The sequence below is a fragment of the Pectobacterium actinidiae genome (genome assembly GCF_000803315.1).
In the GTDB taxonomy this organism is placed as follows: domain Bacteria; phylum Pseudomonadota; class Gammaproteobacteria; order Enterobacterales; family Enterobacteriaceae; genus Pectobacterium; species Pectobacterium actinidiae.
Window position 1 is genome coordinate 3,391,270 of the sequence record NZ_JRMH01000001.1, and the last position, 21,614, is coordinate 3,412,883.

13 protein-coding genes, 3 tRNA genes, 3 rRNA genes and 2 pseudogenes are annotated in these 21,614 nt (G+C 50.0%); 10 read left to right on the forward strand and 11 right to left on the reverse strand.

Going from position 1 to position 21,614, the window contains the following annotated elements:
• Window positions 1–90 precede the first annotated feature (90 nt).
• The 7 genes from KKH3_RS14565 (at window position 91) to nrdF (ending at window position 6,739) form a co-directional block, all read left to right on the forward strand.
• The gene (locus KKH3_RS14565; protein ID WP_039360905.1) at window positions 91–438 is read left to right on the forward strand and encodes a YacC family pilotin-like protein; all 348 of its coding nucleotides are present in this window, start codon (window positions 91–93) and stop codon (window positions 436–438) included.
• 110 nt (window positions 439–548) lie between these two features.
• A complete protein-coding gene (speE, locus tag KKH3_RS14570; RefSeq protein WP_039360908.1) occupies window positions 549–1,412 on the forward strand; it encodes a polyamine aminopropyltransferase in 864 nt (287 codons plus the stop codon).
• A gap of 45 nt (window positions 1,413–1,457) precedes the next feature.
• On the forward strand, window positions 1,458–2,252 hold the full coding sequence (gene speD, locus KKH3_RS14575) for an adenosylmethionine decarboxylase (RefSeq protein ID WP_039317746.1): 795 nt from the start codon (window positions 1,458–1,460) through the stop codon (window positions 2,250–2,252).
• A gap of 698 nt (window positions 2,253–2,950) precedes the next feature.
• Window positions 2,951–3,190: a glutaredoxin-like protein NrdH gene (nrdH, locus tag KKH3_RS14580; RefSeq protein WP_014916295.1), complete on the forward strand. Its 240-nt coding sequence runs from the start codon at window positions 2,951–2,953 to the stop codon at window positions 3,188–3,190.
• A gap of 10 nt (window positions 3,191–3,200) precedes the next feature.
• Window positions 3,201–3,608: a class Ib ribonucleoside-diphosphate reductase assembly flavoprotein NrdI gene (gene nrdI / locus KKH3_RS14585; RefSeq protein ID WP_010280810.1), complete on the forward strand. Its 408-nt coding sequence runs from the start codon at window positions 3,201–3,203 to the stop codon at window positions 3,606–3,608.
• A complete protein-coding gene (gene nrdE / locus KKH3_RS14590) occupies window positions 3,605–5,752 on the forward strand; it encodes a class 1b ribonucleoside-diphosphate reductase subunit alpha (RefSeq protein ID WP_052201348.1) in 2,148 nt (715 codons plus the stop codon). Before nrdI ends, nrdE begins: the two co-directional genes overlap by 4 nt.
• Window positions 5,753–5,776: 24 nt before the next feature.
• A complete protein-coding gene (gene nrdF / locus KKH3_RS14595; protein WP_039281728.1) occupies window positions 5,777–6,739 on the forward strand; it encodes a class 1b ribonucleoside-diphosphate reductase subunit beta in 963 nt (320 codons plus the stop codon).
• Window positions 6,740–6,835: 96 nt separating this feature from the next.
• On the opposite strand, the gene KKH3_RS14600 is transcribed toward nrdF, so the two are convergent.
• Window positions 6,836–6,912: transfer RNA gene (locus KKH3_RS14600), tRNA-Asp, on the reverse strand.
• Window positions 6,913–7,083: 171 nt separating this feature from the next.
• Entirely contained in the window at window positions 7,084–7,821 is a 738-nt protein-coding gene (dnaQ, locus tag KKH3_RS14605) for a DNA polymerase III subunit epsilon (RefSeq protein ID WP_039360915.1), read from the reverse strand.
• Between dnaQ and rnhA the strand changes: the two are divergent.
• Window positions 7,775–8,342, forward strand: a pseudogene (gene rnhA, locus KKH3_RS14610) (ribonuclease HI). The gene dnaQ and the pseudogene rnhA overlap by 47 nt on opposite strands.
• Window positions 8,343–8,361: 19 nt before the next feature.
• Here rnhA and KKH3_RS14615 read toward each other — a convergent pair.
• Window positions 8,362–9,072: a class I SAM-dependent methyltransferase gene (locus tag KKH3_RS14615; protein ID WP_039360917.1), complete on the reverse strand. Its 711-nt coding sequence runs from the start codon at window positions 9,070–9,072 to the stop codon at window positions 8,362–8,364.
• A gap of 43 nt (window positions 9,073–9,115) precedes the next feature.
• On the opposite strand from KKH3_RS14615, the gene gloB reads away from it, so the two are divergent.
• The gene (gloB, locus tag KKH3_RS14620) at window positions 9,116–9,871 is read left to right on the forward strand and encodes a hydroxyacylglutathione hydrolase (protein ID WP_039360920.1); all 756 of its coding nucleotides are present in this window, start codon (window positions 9,116–9,118) and stop codon (window positions 9,869–9,871) included.
• A gap of 70 nt (window positions 9,872–9,941) precedes the next feature.
• The gene (gene mltD / locus KKH3_RS14625; protein WP_039360923.1) at window positions 9,942–11,315 is read left to right on the forward strand and encodes a murein transglycosylase D; all 1,374 of its coding nucleotides are present in this window, start codon (window positions 9,942–9,944) and stop codon (window positions 11,313–11,315) included.
• A gap of 68 nt (window positions 11,316–11,383) precedes the next feature.
• Here the strand turns inward: mltD and KKH3_RS14630 are convergent, their stop codons facing one another.
• From KKH3_RS14630 to yfiH, 8 genes and pseudogenes are all read right to left on the reverse strand, one after another.
• A complete protein-coding gene (locus tag KKH3_RS14630) occupies window positions 11,384–12,172 on the reverse strand; it encodes an endonuclease/exonuclease/phosphatase family protein (RefSeq protein WP_039360926.1) in 789 nt (262 codons plus the stop codon).
• A 232-nt stretch (window positions 12,173–12,404) separates the two neighbouring features.
• Window positions 12,405–12,481, reverse strand: a tRNA-Asp gene (locus tag KKH3_RS14635).
• Window positions 12,482–12,533: 52 nt separating this feature from the next.
• Window positions 12,534–12,649: ribosomal RNA gene (gene rrf / locus KKH3_RS14640) — 5S ribosomal RNA — on the reverse strand.
• 124 nt (window positions 12,650–12,773) lie between these two features.
• Window positions 12,774–15,680 (reverse strand): 23S ribosomal RNA (locus KKH3_RS14645).
• A gap of 227 nt (window positions 15,681–15,907) precedes the next feature.
• A tRNA-Glu gene (locus KKH3_RS14650) sits at window positions 15,908–15,984 on the reverse strand.
• Between the two features lie 140 nt (window positions 15,985–16,124).
• Window positions 16,125–17,665 (reverse strand): 16S ribosomal RNA (locus KKH3_RS14655).
• The 16S, 23S and 5S rRNA genes sit together here with 2 tRNA genes alongside, the layout of an rRNA operon.
• Before the next feature lie 488 nt (window positions 17,666–18,153).
• Window positions 18,154–20,731 (reverse strand): annotated as a pseudogene (clpB, locus tag KKH3_RS14660) (ATP-dependent chaperone ClpB).
• A gap of 133 nt (window positions 20,732–20,864) precedes the next feature.
• Complete coding sequence (yfiH, locus tag KKH3_RS14665; protein ID WP_039360929.1) at window positions 20,865–21,590, reverse strand: purine nucleoside phosphorylase YfiH; 726 nt, start codon at window positions 21,588–21,590, stop codon at window positions 20,865–20,867.
• Window positions 21,591–21,614: the final 24 nt, after the last annotated feature.

Here is a 21,614-nt window from a genome sequence, read left to right on the forward strand (position 1 = left end):
TCGCAATCAGTGGTTTCCCGTAAGAAAACTTGGAACCTCATGGGATATCTGTGATAACGTCATCTGACAACATTTGGAACAGGTTCAACCATGAAAAACTCTGCGCTGGCTCTGCTCCTGCTAAGCCTGATGAGCTTCTCTTCCGCCAGCAAGGCGCTGAATGAATTTGAAGCGGAAGATCTGGCCGATCTGACCGCGATCTTTGTTTATCTGAAAAACCACTGTGGCTATCAAGAGCTGCCGAATGAACAGATTCGTCGGACGCTGGTTGCATTCGCTCAGCAAAATCGCTGGGATCTCAGCAACTATAGTGCCTACGACATGACGGCGATGGGTGAAGAGAGCTATCGCGATCTGAGTAAAATCGCGATTCCTACCCCGAAAAAATGCCAGTCTCTGGCGCGTAACTCGCTTGGTTTGCTCTCCTACGCACAGTAGTTCTTCTCTCCACCTCCGCGCTGACTGAAATTTGACCGTGCACGCGGCAAAAGAGTCGGCTATGATGGCGCGCCAATTTTCATGGCTGTTATCGCGGAGGAAGCCCTAACATGTCCCAGAAAGAAATTTGGTATGAAACCCTGCATGCCAACTTTGGCCAGTATTTTTCGGTTGATCGCGTGCTGTATCACGAGAAGACCGATCATCAAGATCTCATTATCTTTGAAAACGATGCGTTAGGTCGCGTGATGGCGCTTGACGGCGTGGTGCAAACCACCGAGCGCGATGAATTCATCTATCACGAAATGCTCACCCACGTTCCTCTTCTGTCACACGGCAATGCTAAACGCGTCCTGATTATCGGTGGTGGCGATGGCGGCATGCTGCGGGAAGTCAGCCGACACCGTGGCGTCGAACAGATTACGATGGTGGAAATCGATGCCGGAGTGGTGGAATTCTGCCGCCAATATCTGCCCAATCACAGCGCCGGTAGCTATGACGACCCGCGTTTTAATCTGGTGATTGATGACGGCGTTAACTTTGTCAGACAGTGCAGCGAAAAGTTTGACGTCATTATTTCCGATTGTACCGACCCCATCGGCCCCGGTGAAAGCCTGTTCACCTCCGATTTCTATCAGGGCTGCGCCCGCTGCCTGAACGAAGGCGGGATTTTCGTCGCTCAGAATGGCGTGTGCTTCCTGCAACAGGATGAAGCCGTCAGCAGCCATAAAAAACTCAGCCATTATTTCAACGATGTCAGCTTTTATCAGGCAGCGATCCCGACTTATTACGGCGGCATTATGACGTTCGCCTGGGCCAGCAATAACCCAGCGCTGCGCAACATAGACGCCGTAGTCCTGCATCAGCGCTTTGCACACTCTGGTATCACCTGTCGCTATTACACACCGGATGTTCACATCGGCAGCTTTGCCTTGCCACAGTATCTGTTGAACGCGCTACAGAATGCACAATAGTCCATCACTTCGGGTAACCACACCACAACAAGGGGGTGACGTAAATTGCACAAGCTGAAACTACACGGCTTCAACAACCTGACGAAAAGCCTGAGTTTTTGTATCTACGATATCTGTTACACCAAAACGGCCGACGATCGCGATGGCTATATCGCCTACATCGACGAACAATATAACGCGAACCGTTTAACAGAAATCCTCACTGAAACTTGCTCAATTATCGGTGCCAACGTCCTTAACATCGCACGTCAGGACTACGATCCACAGGGCGCCAGCGTGACCATTCTGGTCAGCGAAGAACCCATCGATCCGCGTGACGTGGATACTTCAGAACACCCGGGGCCACTGCCCAACTCCGTCGTTGCTCATCTGGATAAAAGCCATATCTGCGTCCATACCTACCCAGAAAGCCACCCAGAAGGCGGGCTGTGTACCTTTCGTGCGGACATCGAAGTTTCTACCTGTGGCGTAATTTCACCGCTGAAGGCGCTGAACTACCTGATCCACCAGCTTGAATCCGATATTGTGACCATCGACTATCGCGTGCGGGGATTTACCCGTGATGTCAACGGCATAAAACATTTCATCGATCACCAGATCAACTCAGTTCAGAACTTCATGTCCGAGGACATGAAATCGCTCTATCACATGATGGACGTGAACGTGTATCAGGAAAATATCTTCCATACCAAGATGCTATTGAAAGACTTCGACCTGAAACACTACCTGTTCAACGTCAGCCCGGAAGAACTCAGCGCTGCCGAACGAAAAAGAATTACCGATCTGCTGTATCACGAAATGCAGGAAATCTATTACGGCAGAAACCTGCCCGTCCTGTAATCGACACATCTCCCTTTACAAGGCAGTCTCTTAGTTACAAATAGTAAGGGGCATCGAGGATTTTACCGTTATCCGGCGTAAAAATTATGCAGCGGTGGACATGAACACCGAGTGAGCGGCATGGATGCCGCGAAAGCCAGTGCGGCGTCGGGAACGCCTCACTGGCGGCTCGAAAAGGTGATCATGAACGCCGATGGCACCGCGTAGCGGCATGATTTAGCCGGAAGCCTGGGTTCGCAGGGCGGCGGCGACTGAGCGCCCTGCGTCGGGCGCGTGCTATGAAGTAGCATGAAAGCGACAGCATTATTGCGCACGAAACTGTCTCTTAGTCTGCATAAGCACGACTAATCCAGCTCTTCACAGAAGGATGGCTGGATTAGTCATGTTGTCTTTCCCACATTATTTCTGATTTCACAGAACACTATTTCGTCAAAAATGATGCGCCTCACATTTATTTCTTTCTGCATTTTTTACTTGCATTCTCTACCAGCCTTGCTACGTCTGGGTTTGCGGCAATTGGTATAAGGTCAACTAAAAATCATATATCTTGTGTGGTTGAAATTTAAAACACCCACATCTAGTATTCTTTTGTAGCCCTCACATAATAGGTCGCTACCCAGTGGATCGGTTCGGGTGCACATGCCCTGAAGATAGCCGCTCCGACATACTTCTTTCACGCCAAAGGGTAAATACGAATCATGCGTATTACTATTTTCACCAAGCCAGATTGTGTTCAATGCAACGCCACATGCCGTGCGTTGGACAAGCAAGGAATTAACTATCAACTGGTGGACTTAACTGAAGATGAACAGGCGTTACAGCAGGTAAGAGCGTTGGGCTATCAGCAAGTGCCCGTCGTGATGACGGCCGACGATCATTGGAGTGGCTTCCGCCCGGATAAGATCAGTACTCTGAACGCCGCCCTGCAATTGCAGTAAGGGGGGCAATATGAACCCGCTGGTCTATTTCTCCAGCCAGTCGGAAAACACGCATCGCTTCATTTCCAGGGTGGGTTTACCCGCCCTGAGAATCCCGATAGCGACAGAACAGCCTGCTTTGAAAGTTGATCGCCCCTATATTCTGGTTGTCCCCAGCTACGGCGGAGGCAGCACGAAAGGGGCTGTGCCGCGTCAGGTCATCATCTTTCTCAACGATCCGCACAATCGCGCTTATCTGCGCGGCGTGATTGCCGCAGGCAATACCAATTTCGGTGCAGCGTACTGCATCGCTGGCGACATCATTGCGCAGAAATGTCAGGTGCCTTACCTGTACCGCTTTGAATTGCTCGGCACAGCAGAAGACGTTGCAAACGTGCGTAAGGGAGTAACTGAATTTTGGCAACAACAGACCACGTGAGTGCAAAAGCAACCAAGGCCGACGCAGATGCCCACTCACTCGATTACCATGCGCTGAACGCGATGCTCAACCTCTACGACGCAGAGGGGAATATCCAGTTCGAGATGGATAAACTCGCGGCACGCCGTTATTTCCTACAGCATGTAAACCAGAACACCGTGTTCTTCCACAATCTGGAAGAAAAGCTGCGTTATCTGGTGGAAGAAGGCTACTACGAAGCGGACGTGCTGGATCAATATCAGTTCGATTTCATCAAAAGCCTTTTCCAGCAGGCTTACGCTCACAAGTTCCGCTTTCAAACCTTTCTGGGTGCGTTCAAATACTACACGGGCTATACGTTGAAAACCTTTGACGGCAAACGCTATCTGGAGCGCTACGAAGATCGCGTCTGCCTTGTGGCGTTGACTCTCGCCAAAGGGGATACCGTACTCGCTAGCGCGTTGGTCGATGAGATCATCAGTGGACGCTTCCAGCCCGCTACGCCCACGTTCCTCAATTGCGGTAAAAAGCAGCGCGGCGAACTGGTCTCCTGCTTCCTGCTGCGCATTGAAGACAATATGGAATCGATTGGTCGCGCGATTAACTCCGCGCTTCAGCTCTCAAAACGCGGCGGCGGCGTGGCCTTCATGCTCAGCAACATCCGCGAGACCGGCGCGCCGATCAAACGTATCGAAAACCAGTCGTCTGGCATTATCCCGATCATGAAAATGCTGGAGGATGCCTTCTCCTACGCTAACCAGCTTGGGGCGCGTCAGGGCGCGGGGGCGGTGTACCTCAACGCGCATCACCCGGATATTCTGCGTTTTCTGGATACCAAACGGGAAAATGCCGATGAGAAAATCCGCATCAAGACGCTGTCTTTAGGTGTGGTCATCCCCGATATCACGTTCCAGTTGGCGAAGAATAATCAGGTGATGTACCTGTTCTCACCTTATGATGTCGAGCAGGTTTATGGCGTGCCGCTATCGGAAATTAGCGTAACCGAAAAGTACCACGAGATGGTCAACGACAAACGCATCCGTAAATCCCAAATTAAAGCACGCGAATTCTTCCAGATCCTCGCTGAAATCCAGTTCGAATCCGGCTATCCCTACATGATGTTTGAGGATACGGTGAATCGCGCGAACCCGATTCACGGCCGCATCAATATGAGTAACCTGTGCTCTGAGATTTTGCAGGTCAACGAGGCCAGCCTGTACGACGACGATCTTGGCTACAGCCATATTGGTAAAGACATCTCCTGTAACCTCGGTTCGATGAATATCGCCAACGCGATGGCTTCACCCGATTTCGGTCAGACGGTTGAAATGGCGATCCGCGCGCTGACTGCCGTTTCCGATATGAGCCATATCAGCTCCGTGCCATCCATCGAAAAGGGCAATGACCAATCGCATGCTATTGGCTTAGGTCAGATGAACCTGCACGGCTATCTGGCGAAAGAGCGTATTTTTTACGGTACAGAAGAAGCCGTTGATTTCACCAATATCTATTTTTACACCGTCGCCTTCCACGCGATTCGAGCATCGAATGCGTTAGCAATAGAGCGGAACCAGCGTTTTTCAGGCTTTGAACTCTCCAAATACGCCACGGGCGAGTATTTTGATAAATACATTGAGCAGCGCTGGGAACCCACAACGGCACGCGCACGTGAGCTGTTTGAACAATCTGGCATCCACATTCCCACTCAGCAAGACTGGGCGGCACTGCGCGAATCCGTGATTGCGCACGGCATTTACAACCAGAACCTGCAAGCAGTTCCGCCGACCGGTTCGATTTCGTATATCAACCACTCGACATCCAGCATTCACCCGATTGTGTCACGTATCGAGATTCGTAAAGAGGGCAAGATTGGTCGCGTCTACTACCCTGCCCCTTACATGAACAATGACAATCTGGAGTATTACCAGGATGCCTATGAAATCGGGCCACAGAAGATTATCGACACCTATGCCGCCGCAACGCAGCACGTCGATCAAGGGCTGTCGCTAACGCTGTTTTTCCGCGATACCGCCACCACGCGCGACATCAATAAAGCGCAGATCTACGCCTGGACCAAAGGCATTAAGACTATTTATTACATTCGCATACGGCAGATGGCGCTGGAAGGCACCGAAGTTCAGGGCTGTGTGTCCTGTGCTCTCTAAGCCATCGCGGAAGGAAATCGAAGCATGACCGCACTCACTCGCGTCCAGGCGATTAACTGGAACAAAATTGAAGACGACAAAGATTTGGAAGTCTGGAACCGGCTGACGTCTAACTTTTGGCTGCCAGAAAAGGTGCCACTCTCTAACGATATTCCGTCGTGGAGTACGCTGAATGCCCGCGAGCGTCAGTTGACGATCCGTGTGTTCACCGGCCTGACGCTGTTAGACACCATCCAAAATACGCTGGGTGCGCCGACGCTCATGCCCGATGCCGTGACACCACATGAAGAAGCGGTGCTGTCTAACATCAGCTTTATGGAAGCGGTGCATGCCCGTTCATACAGCTCTATTTTCTCGACGCTGTGCCTAACCAGCGAAGTGGATGATGCGTATCGCTGGAGCGAAGAGAATACGGCGCTACAGAAGAAATCCGACATTATTTTGTCGCACTACCGCAGTGACGACCCGCTGATGAAGAAAGTCGCCAGCGTGTTTCTGGAATCGTTCCTGTTCTATTCAGGGTTCTACCTGCCGATGTACTGGTCAAGCCGCGCCAAACTGACCAACACGGCAGACTTGATCCGGCTGATCATCCGCGACGAAGCGGTACACGGCTACTATATTGGCTACAAATTCCAGCGTGGGTTGGCAAAAGCCGATCCCGCTCGTCAGCAGCAGGTGAAAAATTTCGCCTACGATCTGCTACAGGATCTGTACGACAACGAGGTGCTTTATACGCAGGAGCTTTATGACGGCGTCGGCTGGACGGAAGATGTGAAGAAATTCCTCCACTACAACGCGAACAAAGCGCTGATGAATCTGGGTTATGAGGCGCTGTTCCCTGCCAGCATGACGGATGTGAACCCCGCGATTCTCTCGGCGCTATCGCCAAACGCGGATGAGAACCACGACTTCTTCTCTGGCTCCGGTTCATCTTATGTGATCGGTAAAGCCGTCAACACCGAAGACGAAGACTGGGATTTCTAAAAAAACGGCCACCACGTTCTGGGTGGCCACCTTTCTTCTATCATGCAGAAATGAAAAAACCCTGAATCATTGCTGATTCAGGGTCTTCATAATAAGTGGCGGAACGGACGGGGCTCGAACCCGCGACCCCCTGCGTGACAGGCAGGTATTCTAACCAACTGAACTACCGCTCCACTCATGCTCACTGAGCGGGATGAATACTAAGATGATGGCACTATTACGTCAATGCTTTTTATAACTAACCGTTTCTGTTTGCTTATAATTTCATCTTACTGGCTATTCTCTCACCCGTAGTGCGATCAAGCCATTCTTTTTACCGTGCAAAGGACGATATCACGGCGGTGCTATTCTGCCCGCCACAGGCAACTACCGCCTTTTTTAGCAATCAGATCCAGGCGTTGTTCATGCGCCAACAGCTCTGCCTCATCCGCGTAAAGTACCTTTAACGCCGATTGAGGTCGGACGATTCTCTGAATCGTTTCGGTATTCTCACTCTTCTGCTGCGTTTCACCTTCCATAGAAAAAGTCAGAGACGTTTGACCGCCAGTCATCGCCAGATAAACTTCTGCCAGAATCTCGGCATCGAGCAATGCACCGTGCAGCGTACGTTTGCTGTTATCTATCTGGTAGCGATCGCAGAGCGCATCCAAACTGTTACGCTTGCCAGGAAAAATCTTCCGCGCCATCAACAGGCTATCGGTGATCTTACAGAACGTCTCCGTCTTGGGAAGATCTCGGTTCAACAACCGAAATTCGTAATCCATAAAGCCGATATCAAACGTCGCGTTATGAATGACCAACTCCGCGCCACGAATAAAATCGAGAAACTCATCCACGATATCGGCATACATCGGTTTGTCAGCCAGAAACTCATCGCTAATACCGTGTACGTTATACGCTTCGGGATCCACCAAACGATCGGGTTTGATATACACGTGAAAATGACGGCCAGTCAGGCGACGGTTAATCACTTCAACCGCACCGATCTCGATAATTTTATGCCCTTCGTAGTGAACCCCCAGCTTATTCATACCGGTGGTTTCTGTATCCAGGACGATTTGTCGCGTAATTTCAGTGCTCATCGTTTTCGTTTTATGTCAGACTTGCCGTTTTTACCATAAGGGAGAGTCTACCAGAGATGCGCAAACAGGTAGAAATTTTCACCGACGGATCGTGCCTCGGTAATCCCGGCCCCGGCGGCTATGGCGCCCTGCTGCGCTACAAACAGCACGAAAAAGCGCTGAGTGCAGGCTATCGTCTTACGACGAACAACAGAATGGAGCTGATGGCTGCGATTGCAGCGCTTGAAACACTGACTACCGCGTGCGATGTGGTGCTCTGCACTGACAGCCAATATGTTCGTCAGGGAATAACCAGTTGGATTCATAACTGGAAAAAACGTGGCTGGAAAACCGCCGACAAAAAACCCGTCAAAAACGTCGATCTCTGGCAAAAGCTGGATGCCGCGATTCAACATCATTCTGTGCAATGGGAATGGGTAAAAGGGCACGCCGGACATCCTGAAAACGAGCGCTGTGATGAGCTTGCTCGCGCAGCCGCCAGTGCCCCAACGCTTGACGACACAGGCTATCAGGCTGAGTAAATCACCGTAGGCGTCCGCCTCATCTCCGATATATCTTTGTTGCGCCCACCGTGCGGCGCACTGATGCTTTACGCAACCTCGCCCTCATCGGCGTAAACGTCAGCGGAATGGTGCGCTTCCGGGCAATAATCAGCGTCAGGCACCCCAGCATCGGAATATGTTTATTCAACTTCCCCTTGTTTCTTCGCCATGGCGTAACGTGAAAATGGGTCTGATGGATAACCTCATAGTTCAATAATCCCAGCCAGTCCGTTATACGCATTTGAGTAAACATGCGACTGCAATAAGGGTGCTTTTTATTGAGTCTCGGGATCAATTTACCCAAGCCAACCAGACTGATCGGATTAAACATGCTTAGAATTAGCCAACCATCATCGATCAAGACACGATCAACCTCCCGCAGGATACGATGCGGATCCGATGAATAAGACAGCGTTTGCGCGAGCAAGCAGGCATCGATCGACTTTTCAGAGAAAGGTAATTGATGAGCATCGGCTATAACCTGAAGATTATTACCATGTGGAGCAACATTAACCTGATGCGCAATCGCGCACTCTGTTACATGGATTTCCGCGCTTAGCGCTCCTACCTTGATAAGATGAAAACCAAAGAGTTTTGGCCACCATGGCAGCAAAGCCAGTTCAATCGACTCGCGATAAAATCGCCCACAGGTGATATCATCCCATGAATCAGGTGCAACAATGGTCTGAGGGGTTCGTGCCAATTTCATCTTCTGTTCTCGTCCTCAGGCTGCTAGAAAAAAGAGGTGATGAATGAATCTTATCAGTATCCCCGCACTTCAGGACAACTACATTTGGCTATTGAGCAATAAAGAAAATCGCTGTGTGATCGTCGATCCAGGTGAAGCGATCCCCGTGCTTAATGCGCTCGATCAACACGCACTTTTTCCCGAAGCAATCTTGCTCACTCACCATCATAACGACCATGTAGGAGGCGTCAGCAAGCTCCTCAAGCATTACCCTAATCTGCCTGTTTTTGGTCCAAAAGAAACCGCTAAATGCGGCGCAACCTACCTGGTGGAAGAAGGAAATAGCGTCACTTTGTTAAATTCGGAATTTTCTGTAATTGAGGTTCCAGGACACACATCAGGTCATATTGCTTACTATAATGCGCCATTTTTATTCTGTGGTGACACGCTGTTTTCAGCAGGGTGCGGTCGTATCCTTGAAGGAACACCAAAGCAACTGTATGAATCAATTCAAAAAATAGCAGAACTTCCTGATGATACGGTTGTGTGCTGCGCCCATGAATACACGCTATCAAACTTAAGGTTTTCTAATGCGATATTGCCAGAAGATCCCAATATTGACGCTTACCTCCATGAAATCAGTCAGATACGAGGAAAATTGCAGTCTAGTCTACCAACAACCTTAGGACTAGAGAGAAGAATCAACCTATTTCTCCGCTGTCATGAAATTGATTTAAAAAGGAAATTATCAAAGGAACCTGAAAATATAGAGAATTGGCAAGCTTTTGAGATGCTACGCAGCAAGAAAGACTGCTTCTAAAGGTTTAGGTTGTGCTATTCACCTAATCAAAGTATCCTTGCTCGTCTTTTAAGCAACTATTGACCAACATATGAAGGCTAAAGCGATGCTCATCGCCTCAGTCTTGCTGGCGGGTTGTCAGGTCTCCCCTCATGACACCTCGCAACCTAAACAGCATGCACAGAGTTTGTCTTCGGCAAGTCAAAGTGAAGCAGGAAAGTACACAGATGGCCGAGAGGCCTCCGCGCGATGGTTAGATGACGATAGCCTCGCGCAACGAGATCTGTGGAACTTCATTGGCGACGAGCTGAAGATGGAGGTTCCGGAAAACGCCCGGATCCGCGAACAAAAAACGCGTTATTTGAAAAATAAGAGCTATCTCCACGATGTAACATTACGGGCAGAGCCGTACATGTACTGGATAGTCGAGCAGATTAAGCAACGTAAAATGCCGATGGAACTGGTACTGCTACCCATAGTGGAGAGCGCTTTTGATCCAAGTGCCACATCATCCGCCAATGCCGCTGGGCTATGGCAGATTATCCCTGGCACAGGACGTAATTATGGTTTGAAACAAAACCAGTGGTACGACGGACGTCGCGACGTGATTGCGTCTACGACGGCTGCGCTGGATATGATGCAACGACTCAACACAATGTTTGATGGCGACTGGTTATTGACCGTTGCTGCATACAACAGTGGTGAAGGTCGCGTCATGCAAGCGATGAAAGCGAATAAAGCAAAAGGGAAATCAACCAACTTCTGGGCACTGGCGTTACCGCGTGAAACGTCGATATATGTTCCTAAGATGCTGGCTTTGAGCGATATTCTTAAAAACAGTAAGAAGTATGGCGTAAGTCTGCCGCAGCCCAATGAAAGCCGCGCATTAGCAAAGGTTGAACTGGGGCAGCAGATAGAATTGACACAAGCCGCTGAGATGGCTGGGTTGTCGTTGAACAAGCTGAAGAGCTATAACTCGGGCTATAAACGTAATGTTACCGCACCAAATGGGCCACATTACATTATGGTTCCTAAAGCTCACGTTGAGCAGTTGAAAGATTCACTGGCTGATGGCGACATCGCAGCGATTCAACCAACCCGCTTAGCGCAAACACAGCCAACGTCAGCATCACAGCAGTATAAGGTACGCTCAGGTGATACCTTATCAGCAATTGCGGCACGGCTTAATGTCAGCACGAAAGATTTGCAGAGCTGGAACAATCTGCGTAGCGCTGGTGCGCTCAAGGTTGGTCAGACGCTGCAAGTTGCCAAAGCTTCAGGCAATAACAGTTCTATCACCTATCAAGTTAGGAAGGGTGATTCACTGGCAAGCATTGCCAAACGTCATGGCGTAAATATCGCTGATGTGATGCGCTGGAATACTGTTATCAACAAGAATGCCAACATCCAGCCAGGCGATCGTCTGACGCTTTATGTTAGCAGCAATATAAAACCTGATTCTTAACGTCATATCAGAATCAGTAATGAGAACAGCCCTCCTACAGATGTAGAGGGCTGTTTTTTTATAGGCGATTAACTCAGGCTAAACTCGACCAGCAGTGGGTTATGATCTGAGGCTTGAGTCACCAATACAGAAGACTGGTTAACGGTCAGCTCACGATAAAAGACGAAATCGAGCGGTCTACCAAACGCCTTACGCCGCTGGTCATCAACGAAATGTACTTCCTGCAATCCCATCCTTGTCGCAAACCGATTAAGTGCGTTGATACGCTGCTGGCTCCATGCATTAAAATCTCCAGCCATAATTGCCGGTCCCTGATGATGTACAAGTTGCTCTCCAATTGCAGCCAGCTGCTTGGTATAAACCTCAACACCAAAGCTAAAGTTAACCGCATGGATATTAATAACCATCAGTCTTTGGCCATTTTGAAGCGCGTAGACCGTAACCAAAGAGGACTTAGCCAAACGCAACAAGGGTTCTCTTTCACGTAAAGGACAGCAATATACCGGCTGAGCTGCCGATAGAGTCATCACACCGGATGGATGTTGCGGGAGAATAATGGCAGGAACCTGATCGGCAGAAAGGTAGTTAGTGGTTGCAAAACGGATGAGTTCTGGCGTACTTTGCGCTTCCTGCAACAGGACTAACTGAGTACCTTTGCCGAAATTCTGTAATACGGAAAGCCAGTTCGTTCGTTGTTGCTTAAAAATGTTCCACACCATTACACGTAAAACATCTCCCTCCAGCAACAATGAGCCTGTCGGTAGCACTTGCCCCGGATAATGCATTTCCCCGGGAGGAAAGATACGTTCAGCTGGTTGGCCGGCAACATACCTCATTGCATAGGTTCTTTTCCGCACGCCTCATCCACTATCAGTTTTAATACACCCAATACCCTATCAAAAAAGACCCCACTTCGTTATAAGAATTTTATCGCAGACTGGTTATGTACGCCCGCCGATAGGAAAAGGAAAAATAAAATGGTTGGCAAAAAACGTAAAAGGTAGAAATAAAGAGAAAATGATCCAAAATTTCTAATTTTCACATATGCAAAAAGCCCTAAGCGTTAACTTAGGGCTTTTTGCAAATAAGTGGCGGAACGGACGGGGCTCGAACCCGCGACCCCCTGCGTGACAGGCAGGTATTCTAACCAACTGAACTACCGCTCCACCGAATTTCTCTACAACCACCGGATTACTCCGGCTTACTGCTTAATTTGATGCCTGGCAGTTCCCTACTCTCACATGGGGAAGCCCCACACTACCATCGGCGCTACGGCGTTTCACTTCTGAGTTCGGCATGGGGTCAGGTGGGACCACCGCGCTATCGCCGCCAGGCAAATTCTGTTTCATTCCAACCGTCATGTCTCACTTTTTTGTGTCACATAACCACCAGAACCAATCCTAGAACAAGCTGAGTATCGTTTTTTATGAGTCACCCACAAAACACCTTCGGTGTTGTAAGGTTAAGCCTCTCGGGTCATTAGTACTGGTCAGCTCAACGTATCGCTACGCTTACACACCCAGCCTATCTACGTCGTCGTCTTCAACGGCCCTTCAGGGACATCAAGTGTCCAGGGAAGACTCATCTCGAGGCAAGTTTCCCGCTTAGATGCTTTCAGCGGTTATCTCTTCCGCACTTAGCTACCGGGCAATGCAATTGGCATCACAACCCGTACACCAGTGGTGCGTTCACTCCGGTCCTCTCGTACTAGGAGCAACCCCTCTCAATCTTCCAACGCCCACGGCAGATAGGGACCGAACTGTCTCACGACGTTCTAAACCCAGCTCGCGTACCACTTTAAATGGCGAACAGCCATACCCTTGGGACCTACTTCAGCCCCAGGATGTGATGAGCCGACATCGAGGTGCCAAACACCGCCGTCGATATGAACTCTTGGGCGGTATCAGCCTGTTATCCCCGGAGTACCTTTTATCCGTTGAGCGATGGCCCTTCCATTCAGAACCACCGGATCACTAAGACCTGCTTTCGCACCTGCTCGAGCTGTCACTCTCGCAGTCAAGCTAGCTTATGCCTTTGCACTAACCTCCTGATGTCCGACCAGGATTAGCTAACCTTCGTGCTCCTCCGTTACGCTTTGGGAGGAGACCGCCCCAGTCAAACTACCCACCAGACACTGTCCGCAACCCGGATTACGGGTCCACGTTAGAACATCAAACATTAAAGGGTGGTATTTCAAGGTTGGCTCCATGCAGACTGGCGTCCACACTTCAAAGCCTCCCACCTATCCTACACATCAAGGCTCAAGGTTCAGTGTCAAGCTATAGTAAAGGTTCACGGGGTCTTTCCGTCTTGCCGCGGGTACACTGCATCTTCACAGCGAGTTCAATTTCACTGAGTCTCGGGTGGAGACAGCCTGGCCATCATTACGCCATTCGTGCAGGTCGGAACTTACCCGACAAGGAATTTCGCTACCTTAGGACCGTTATAGTTACGGCCGCCGTTTACCGGGGCTTCGATCAAGAGCTTCGCCTTGCGGCTGACCCCATCAATTAACCTTCCGGCACCGGGCAGGCGTCACACCGTATACGTCCACTTTCGTGTTTGCACAGTGCTGTGTTTTTATTAAACAGTTGCAGCCAGCTGGTATCTTCGACTGGTTTCAGCTCCATCCGCAAGGGACTTCACCTACACACCAGCGTGCCTTCTCCCGAAGTTACGGCACCATTTTGCCTAGTTCCTTCACCCGAGTTCTCTCAAGCGCCTGAGTATTCTCTACCTGACCACCTGTGTCGGTTTGGGGGTACGATTTGATGTTACCTGGAGCTTAGAGGCTTTTCCTGGAAGCGTAGCATTGGTTACTTCATCACCGTAGTGACTCGTCATCACGCCTCAGTGTTAATAATGACCCGGATTTACCAAAGTCATCCACCTTCACGCTTAAACCGGGACAACCGTCGCCCGGATAACCTAGCTTTCTCCGTCCCCCTTCGCAGTAACACCGAGTACAGGAATATTAACCTGTTTCCCATCGACTACGCTTTTCAGCCTCGCCTTAGGGGTCGACTCACCCTGCCCCGATTAACGTTGGACAGGAACCCTTGGTCTTCCGGCGTGCGGGTTTTTCACCCGCATTATCGTTACTTATGTCAGCATTCGCACTTCTGATACCTCCAGCAGCCCTCACAGACCACCTTCGACGGCTTACAGAACGCTCCCCTACCCAACAACACCTAAGTGTCGCTTGCCGCAGCTTCGGTGCATGGTTTAGCCCCGTTACATCTTCCGCGCAGGCCGACTCGACCAGTGAGCTATTACGCTTTCTTTAAATGATGGCTGCTTCTAAGCCAACATCCTGGCTGTCTATGCCTTCCCACATCGTTTCCCACTTAACCATGACTTTGGGACCTTAGCTGGCGGTCTGGGTTGTTTCCCTCTTCACGACGAACGTTAGCACCCGCCGTGTGTCTCCCGTGATAACATTCTTCGGTATTCGTAGTTTGCATCGGGTTGGTAAGTCGGGATGACCCCTAGCCGAAACAGTGCTCTACCCCCGAAGATGAATTCACGAGGCGCTACCTAAATAGCTTCGGGGAGAACCAGCTATCTCCCGGTTTGATTGGCCTTTCACCCCCAGCCACAAGTCATCCGCTAATTTTTCAACATTAGTCGGTTCGGTCCTCCAGTTAGTGTTACCCAACCTTCAACCTGCCCATGGCTAGATCACCGGGTTTCGGGTCTATACCCTGCAACTTAACGCCCAGTTAAGACTCGGTTTCCCTGCGGCTCCCCTAAACGGTTAACCTTGCTACAGAATATAAGTCGCTGACCCATTATACAAAAGGTACGCAGTCACCTAACAAGTAGGCTCCCACTGCTTGTACGTACACGGTTTCAGGTTCTATTTCACTCCCCTCGCCGGGGTTCTTTTCGCCTTTCCCTCACGGTACTGGTTCACTATCGGTCAGTCAGGAGTATTTAGCCTTGGAGGATGGTCCCCCCATATTCAGACAGGATGTCACGTGTCCCGCCCTACTCATCGAACTCACAGCCTGTGCATTTTTGTGTACGGGACTATCACCCTTTACTGTGCGACTTTCCAGACGCTTCCACTAACACACAAACTGATTCAGGTTCTGGGCTCCTCCCCGTTCGCTCGCCGCTACTGGGGGAATCTCGGTTGATTTCTTTTCCTCGGGGTACTGAGATGTTTCAGTTCCCCCGGTTCGCCTCATGACACTATGGATTCATGTCATGATAGTGTGTCGAAACACACTGGGTTTCCCCATTCGGGTATCGTCGGGTATAACGCTTCATATCAGCTTACCGACGCTTATCGCAGATTAGCACGCCCTTCATCGCCTCTGACTGCCTAGGCATCCACCGTGTACGCTTAGTCGCTTAACCTCACAACCCGAAGGTGTCTTGAAAGACACTATCGCGCTGCGATTATTTGAGAGACTCATTGACAGACTGACGCATCACTCACACCACATTACTGTGTGTCAGTATGTTCAGCTGTCATGTTTCAATTTTCAGCTTGTTCCAGATTGTTAAAGAGCAATATCGTAAACATGACTCCGAAGAATCATCTTTAAGATATTCATGATAATGTCTTTCACTCATTATCGGATTGGCGTCCCCAAGGGGATTCGAACCCCTGTTACAGCCGTGAAAGGGCAGTGTCCTAGGCCTCTAGACGATGGGGGACACGAAAAATCCGTACCGAATCAGAAATCCGGCACTATCGCGTCAGCATGAGTTTACACTCATCGCATCAACAGGTGCGCTTGCTCAGTATTTTCATCAGACAATCTGTGTGAGCACTTCACTCAACACACATCTTCTTGGTAAGGAGGTGATCCAACCGCAGGTTCCCCTACGGTTACCTTGTTACGACTTCACCCCAGTCATGAATCACAAAGTGGTAAGCGCCCTCCCGAAGGTTAAGCTACCTACTTCTTTTGCAACCCACTCCCATGGTGTGACGGGCGGTGTGTACAAGGCCCGGGAACGTATTCACCGTAGCATTCTGATCTACGATTACTAGCGATTCCGACTTCATGGAGTCGAGTTGCAGACTCCAATCCGGACTACGACGTACTTTATGAGGTCCGCTTGCTCTCGCGAGGTCGCTTCTCTTTGTATACGCCATTGTAGCACGTGTGTAGCCCTACTCGTAAGGGCCATGATGACTTGACGTCATCCCCACCTTCCTCCGGTTTATCACCGGCAGTCTCCTTTGAGTTCCCGACCGAATCGCTGGCAACAAAGGATAAGGGTTGCGCTCGTTGCGGGACTTAACCCAACATTTCACAACACGAGCTGACGACAGCCATGCAGCACCTGTCTCACAGTTCCCGAAGGCACTAAGGTATCTCTACCGAATTCTGTGGATGTCAAGAGTAGGTAAGGTTCTTCGCGTTGCATCGAATTAAACCACATGCTCCACCGCTTGTGCGGGCCCCCGTCAATTCATTTGAGTTTTACCTTGCGGCCGTACTCCCCAGGCGGTCGATTTAACGCGTTAGCTCCGGAAGCCACACCTCAAGGGCACAACCTCCAAATCGACATCGTTTACAGCGTGGACTACCAGGGTATCTAATCCTGTTTGCTCCCCACGCTTTCGCACCTGAGCGTCAGTCTTTGTCCAGGGGCCGCCTTCGCCACCGGTATTCCTCCAGATCTCTACGCATTTTCACCGCTACACCTGGAATTCTACCCCCCTCTACAAGACTCTAGCCTGTCAGTTTTGAATGCAGTTCCCAGGTTAAGCCCGGGGATTTCACATCCAACTTAACAGACCGCCTGCGTGCGCTTTACGCCCAGTCATTCCGATTAACGCTTGCACCCTCCGTATTACCGCGGCTGCTGGCACGGAGTTAGCCGGTGCTTCTTCTGCGGGTAACGTCAATCGATGAGGTTATTAACCTCACCGCCTTCCTCCCCGCTGAAAGTGCTTTACAACCCGAAGGCCTTCTTCACACACGCGGCATGGCTGCATCAGGCTTGCGCCCATTGTGCAATATTCCCCACTGCTGCCTCCCGTAGGAGTCTGGACCGTGTCTCAGTTCCAGTGTGGCTGGTCATCCTCTCAGACCAGCTAGGGATCGTCGCCTAGGTGAGCCATTACCTCACCTACTAGCTAATCCCATCTGGGCACATCTGATGGCGAGAGGCCCGAAGGTCCCCCTCTTTGCTCTTGCGAGGTTATGCGGTATTAGCTACCGTTTCCAGTAGTTATCCCCCTCCATCAGGCAGTTTCCCAGACATTACTCACCCGTCCGCCGCTCGTCACCCAAGGAGCAAGCTCCTCTGTGCTACCGCTCGACTTGCATGTGTTAGGCCTGCCGCCAGCGTTCAATCTGAGCCATGATCAAACTCTTCAATTTAAGATTTGTTTGATTTGCTGAACTCGTCAGCGATGCTCAAAGAATTAAAACTGTTTATTCGTAATGAATTTACTGTTGTTCACTCTTCAAGACTTTTTATATCGTCAAGATACGGTCTTGTGAGTGCCCACACAGATTGTCTGATTATATTGTTAAAGAGCAGCGCGTTGTGGTCTTAACCACAACGCGAGGTGGCGTATACTACGCTTTTCACCTTCAGAGTCAACGCTTATTTTAATGCATTTTCTCTTTCTTTATGACCCGGTTGTGTGTTCACAGCGCCGTTTCGATGGATGCGCATTATAGGGACTTATTGGCATCCGACAAGCGCTAAATGCAAATTATTTTCCAACCGTTCAAAAACAAGTCAAAAAACAGAATTTAGCACACTTACCATACAGAAAATGAATATAAGCTGAGCTCAACACATGAAACAGGGGACATCAATTGGCAGATGTCCCCTGTTATTACTTACCGTTCCAATGACATTAATCTTGTCGTGCGACTATCTGTTCGCCTTCAACATCTAATGTGATCGGTTTACCGGGTATCAATTTCCCCCCCAGTATCTGCTGGGCGAGTGGGTTCTCTATCAGTTGCTGTATTGCTCTTTTGAGCGGACGTGCACCATAAACAGGATCAAACCCGACTTCCCCTAGCATATCTAAAGCAGCCGCCGTAATCGTGACGCTATATCCACGCTCTTCAAGACGCTTGTACAGTCTCTGGAGCTGGATTTGTGCGATAGACGTAATATGTGTCCTTCCCAGTGGATGGAATACCACGACTTCATCGATACGGTTGATAAACTCGGGGCGGAAGCTGTGGCTAACGACTTCAAGCACCATATCTCTCATTTCGGTATAGCTGCGCTCACCAAAACGTTCCTGAATAAGGTCAGATCCCAAGTTTGACGTCATGATGACCACAGTATTACGGAAGTCGACCGTTCTGCCCTGCCCATCAGTAAGGCGGCCATCATCTAATACCTGAAGCAAGATATTAAATACATCAGGGTGTGCCTTTTCGATCTCGTCCAACAAAATGACCGAATAAGGACGACGGCGTACCGCTTCCGTCAGATATCCCCCTTCTTCGTAACCGACATAGCCAGGAGGCGCACCGACCAAACGTGAAACTGAATGTTTCTCCATAAACTCAGACATATCGATACGCACCATCGCGTCGTCACTGTCGAAGAGGAAAGTCGCCAGCGTTTTGCAGAGTTCAGTTTTCCCAACGCCTGTTGGTCCAAGGAACAGGAACGAGCCAATAGGACGATTCGGGTCGGATAACCCTGCTCGACTACGACGGATAGAATTCGCTACCGCTTCAACAGCTTCGTTCTGCCCGATCACTCGCTGGTGCAATTCATCTTCCATGCGTAATAGTTTTTCTTTCTCACTTTCCAACATGCGAGAAACAGGAATCCCAGTCCAACGCGCCAGCACATCAGCGATTTCGACATCCGTTACACGATTACGCCAGCAAATGCATCGTTTTCCCTTCCTGCTGCGTCGCTGCTGCCAGTTGTTTCTCTAGCTCAGGAATTTTGCCGTATTGCAGCTCAGACATTCTGCCAAGATCGCCCTGACGGCGAGCCTGTTCCAGCGCAATTTTCGCCTGTTCTAAAGACGCTTTGATATTCTGTGTTCCCGTGAGTGACGCTTTTTCTGCTTTCCACTCTTCCTCTTGTTGGGAATATTCACGCTCTTTCTGGTCAAGTTCCGCGCTCAGCAATTCAAGCCGCTTTTGGCTGGCTTCATCAGATTCTTTTTTCAGCGCCTGATGCTCCAGCTTTAACTGGATGATTCGGCGTTCAAGCCGATCGAGGGGCTCTGGTTTCGAATCAATTTGAATACGAATACTGGATGCCGCCTCGTCAATCAGGTCAATCGCTTTATCCGGCAATTGGCGATCCGCGATATAGCGATGAGAGAGCATGGCTGCCGCAACAATCGCGGGGTCAGTAATTTGTACATGATGGTGCAATTCATAGCGCTCTTTCAGCCCACGCAGAATCGCAATTGTGTCTTCAACGGTCGGTTCAGCGACAAACACTTTCTGGAAACGACGCTCAAGGGCCGCATCTTTTTCAATATATTGCCGATACTCATCAAGCGTTGTCGCCCCGACGCAATGCAACTCACCACGAGCCAGCGCAGGCTTTAGCATATTGCCGGCATCCATCGCGCCATCGGCTTTACCTGCTCCTACCATAGTATGAAGTTCATCAATAAACAGAATGACGTTACCTTCCTGCTTAGACAGATCGTTGAGCACGCCTTTCAAACGCTCTTCAAACTCGCCACGATATTTCGCACCAGCCACTAGCGCGCCCATATCCAGTGAAAGTACGCGCTTGTTTTTCAGGCCTTCGGGCACTTCGCCATTAACGATGCGCTGAGCTAACCCTTCCACAATCGCGGTTTTACCCACACCAGGCTCACCGATTAATACCGGGTTATTTTTGGTTCGACGTTGTAGGACCTGAATAGTGCGGCGAATTTCTTCATCGCGCCCAATTACTGGGTCGAGTTTGCCTTGTTCCGCACGTTCCGTGAGGTCAATCGTGAATTTCTTTAATGCCTGGCGCTGATCTTCAGCCCCCTGATCGTTCACTTGCTCGCCTCCTCTCACCTGATCGATAGCGTTTGTGACAACTTGCTGCGTGACGCCCGCCTTTTTCAATATCTCCCCCAGCGTACCGCGAGACTCTAAAGCAGCAAGCACGAAAAGTTCCGAGGAAATAAAGGTATCGCCGCGCTTTTGCGCCAGTTTGTCGCACATATTCAATGCGCGGACTAATTCGTTCGAAGGTTGGACATCCCCATCAGTGCCTTCAACCTGAGGCAAACGCGTGATTGCCTGGTCGATTTCGGTTTTCAGGTGGTTAAGATTGGCTCCGGCAACAGTCAGAAGTGGACCAACAGTTCCACCATCCTGATGAAGCAAAGCGCTCATCAAATGAAGTGGTTCAATAAACTGGTGGTCGCGCCCAAGGGCAAGAGACTGGGCATCAGCAAGAGCAAGTTGGAATTTGTTGGTAAGACGATCCAGACGCATAACACCTCCCGTACACTGGTCAAAATTGCTACTGGAGATTAAATGAGGTCATCCCTCAAAAATTTCAAGGTTATTTTGCCAGTCGTGACAGGATTTAAACGTTACTTGTCTTGGATCGTCTTAATTCAATAGGCTATATCAGCCAGATTAAACTTGCCATACGGCCAGTCACACCATCACGCCGATAAGAGAAAAATTTATGAGGTTCACTCACAGTACAGGTATTTCCACCAAAAATTTGCGTTACCCCTGCGGCACGCAAACGCAGACTTGCCAGTTGGTAGATATCGGCAAAAAATTTATTTCCTTCTGGCCGAAATGCAGAGGCCGCAGCCATGTCATGCTGAATAAATGCGTCCCGAACTTCAGGACCGACCTCAAAGGCATCAGGCCCGATAGCGGGCCCCAACCACGCCATAATTTGCTCGGGTTGTGCACGAAAACAGGCTAACGTCTCTTCCAACACCCCTGCGTGCAGCCCGCGCCAGCCAGCATGGGCGGCAGCAACTTCGTCGCCGTTGATTGCACACAAAAGCACGGGCAAACAGTCAGCCGTCATCACCGCACAGACTTTTCCTTTCTTATCGGTATAAGCAGCATCACCGCAAACAGACGTTGGGGATGCACCACCAATACGAATCACATCGGTGCCATGAACCTGTTCCAACCAATACGGCATAGCAGGAAGGCTGGCCATCTCCACCAGCGTTTGCCGATTTGCGGTAACGTGTGCGGGCTCATCGCCCACATGATTCCCCATATTCAGCGAATCATAAGGTGCACGACTACACCCGCCAATACGCGTCGTACTACAAGATTTCACACTTTCTGGCAAAGGCCAGTCGGGGTATATCAGCATAGTCCGTCACCTCTATAAATCGGC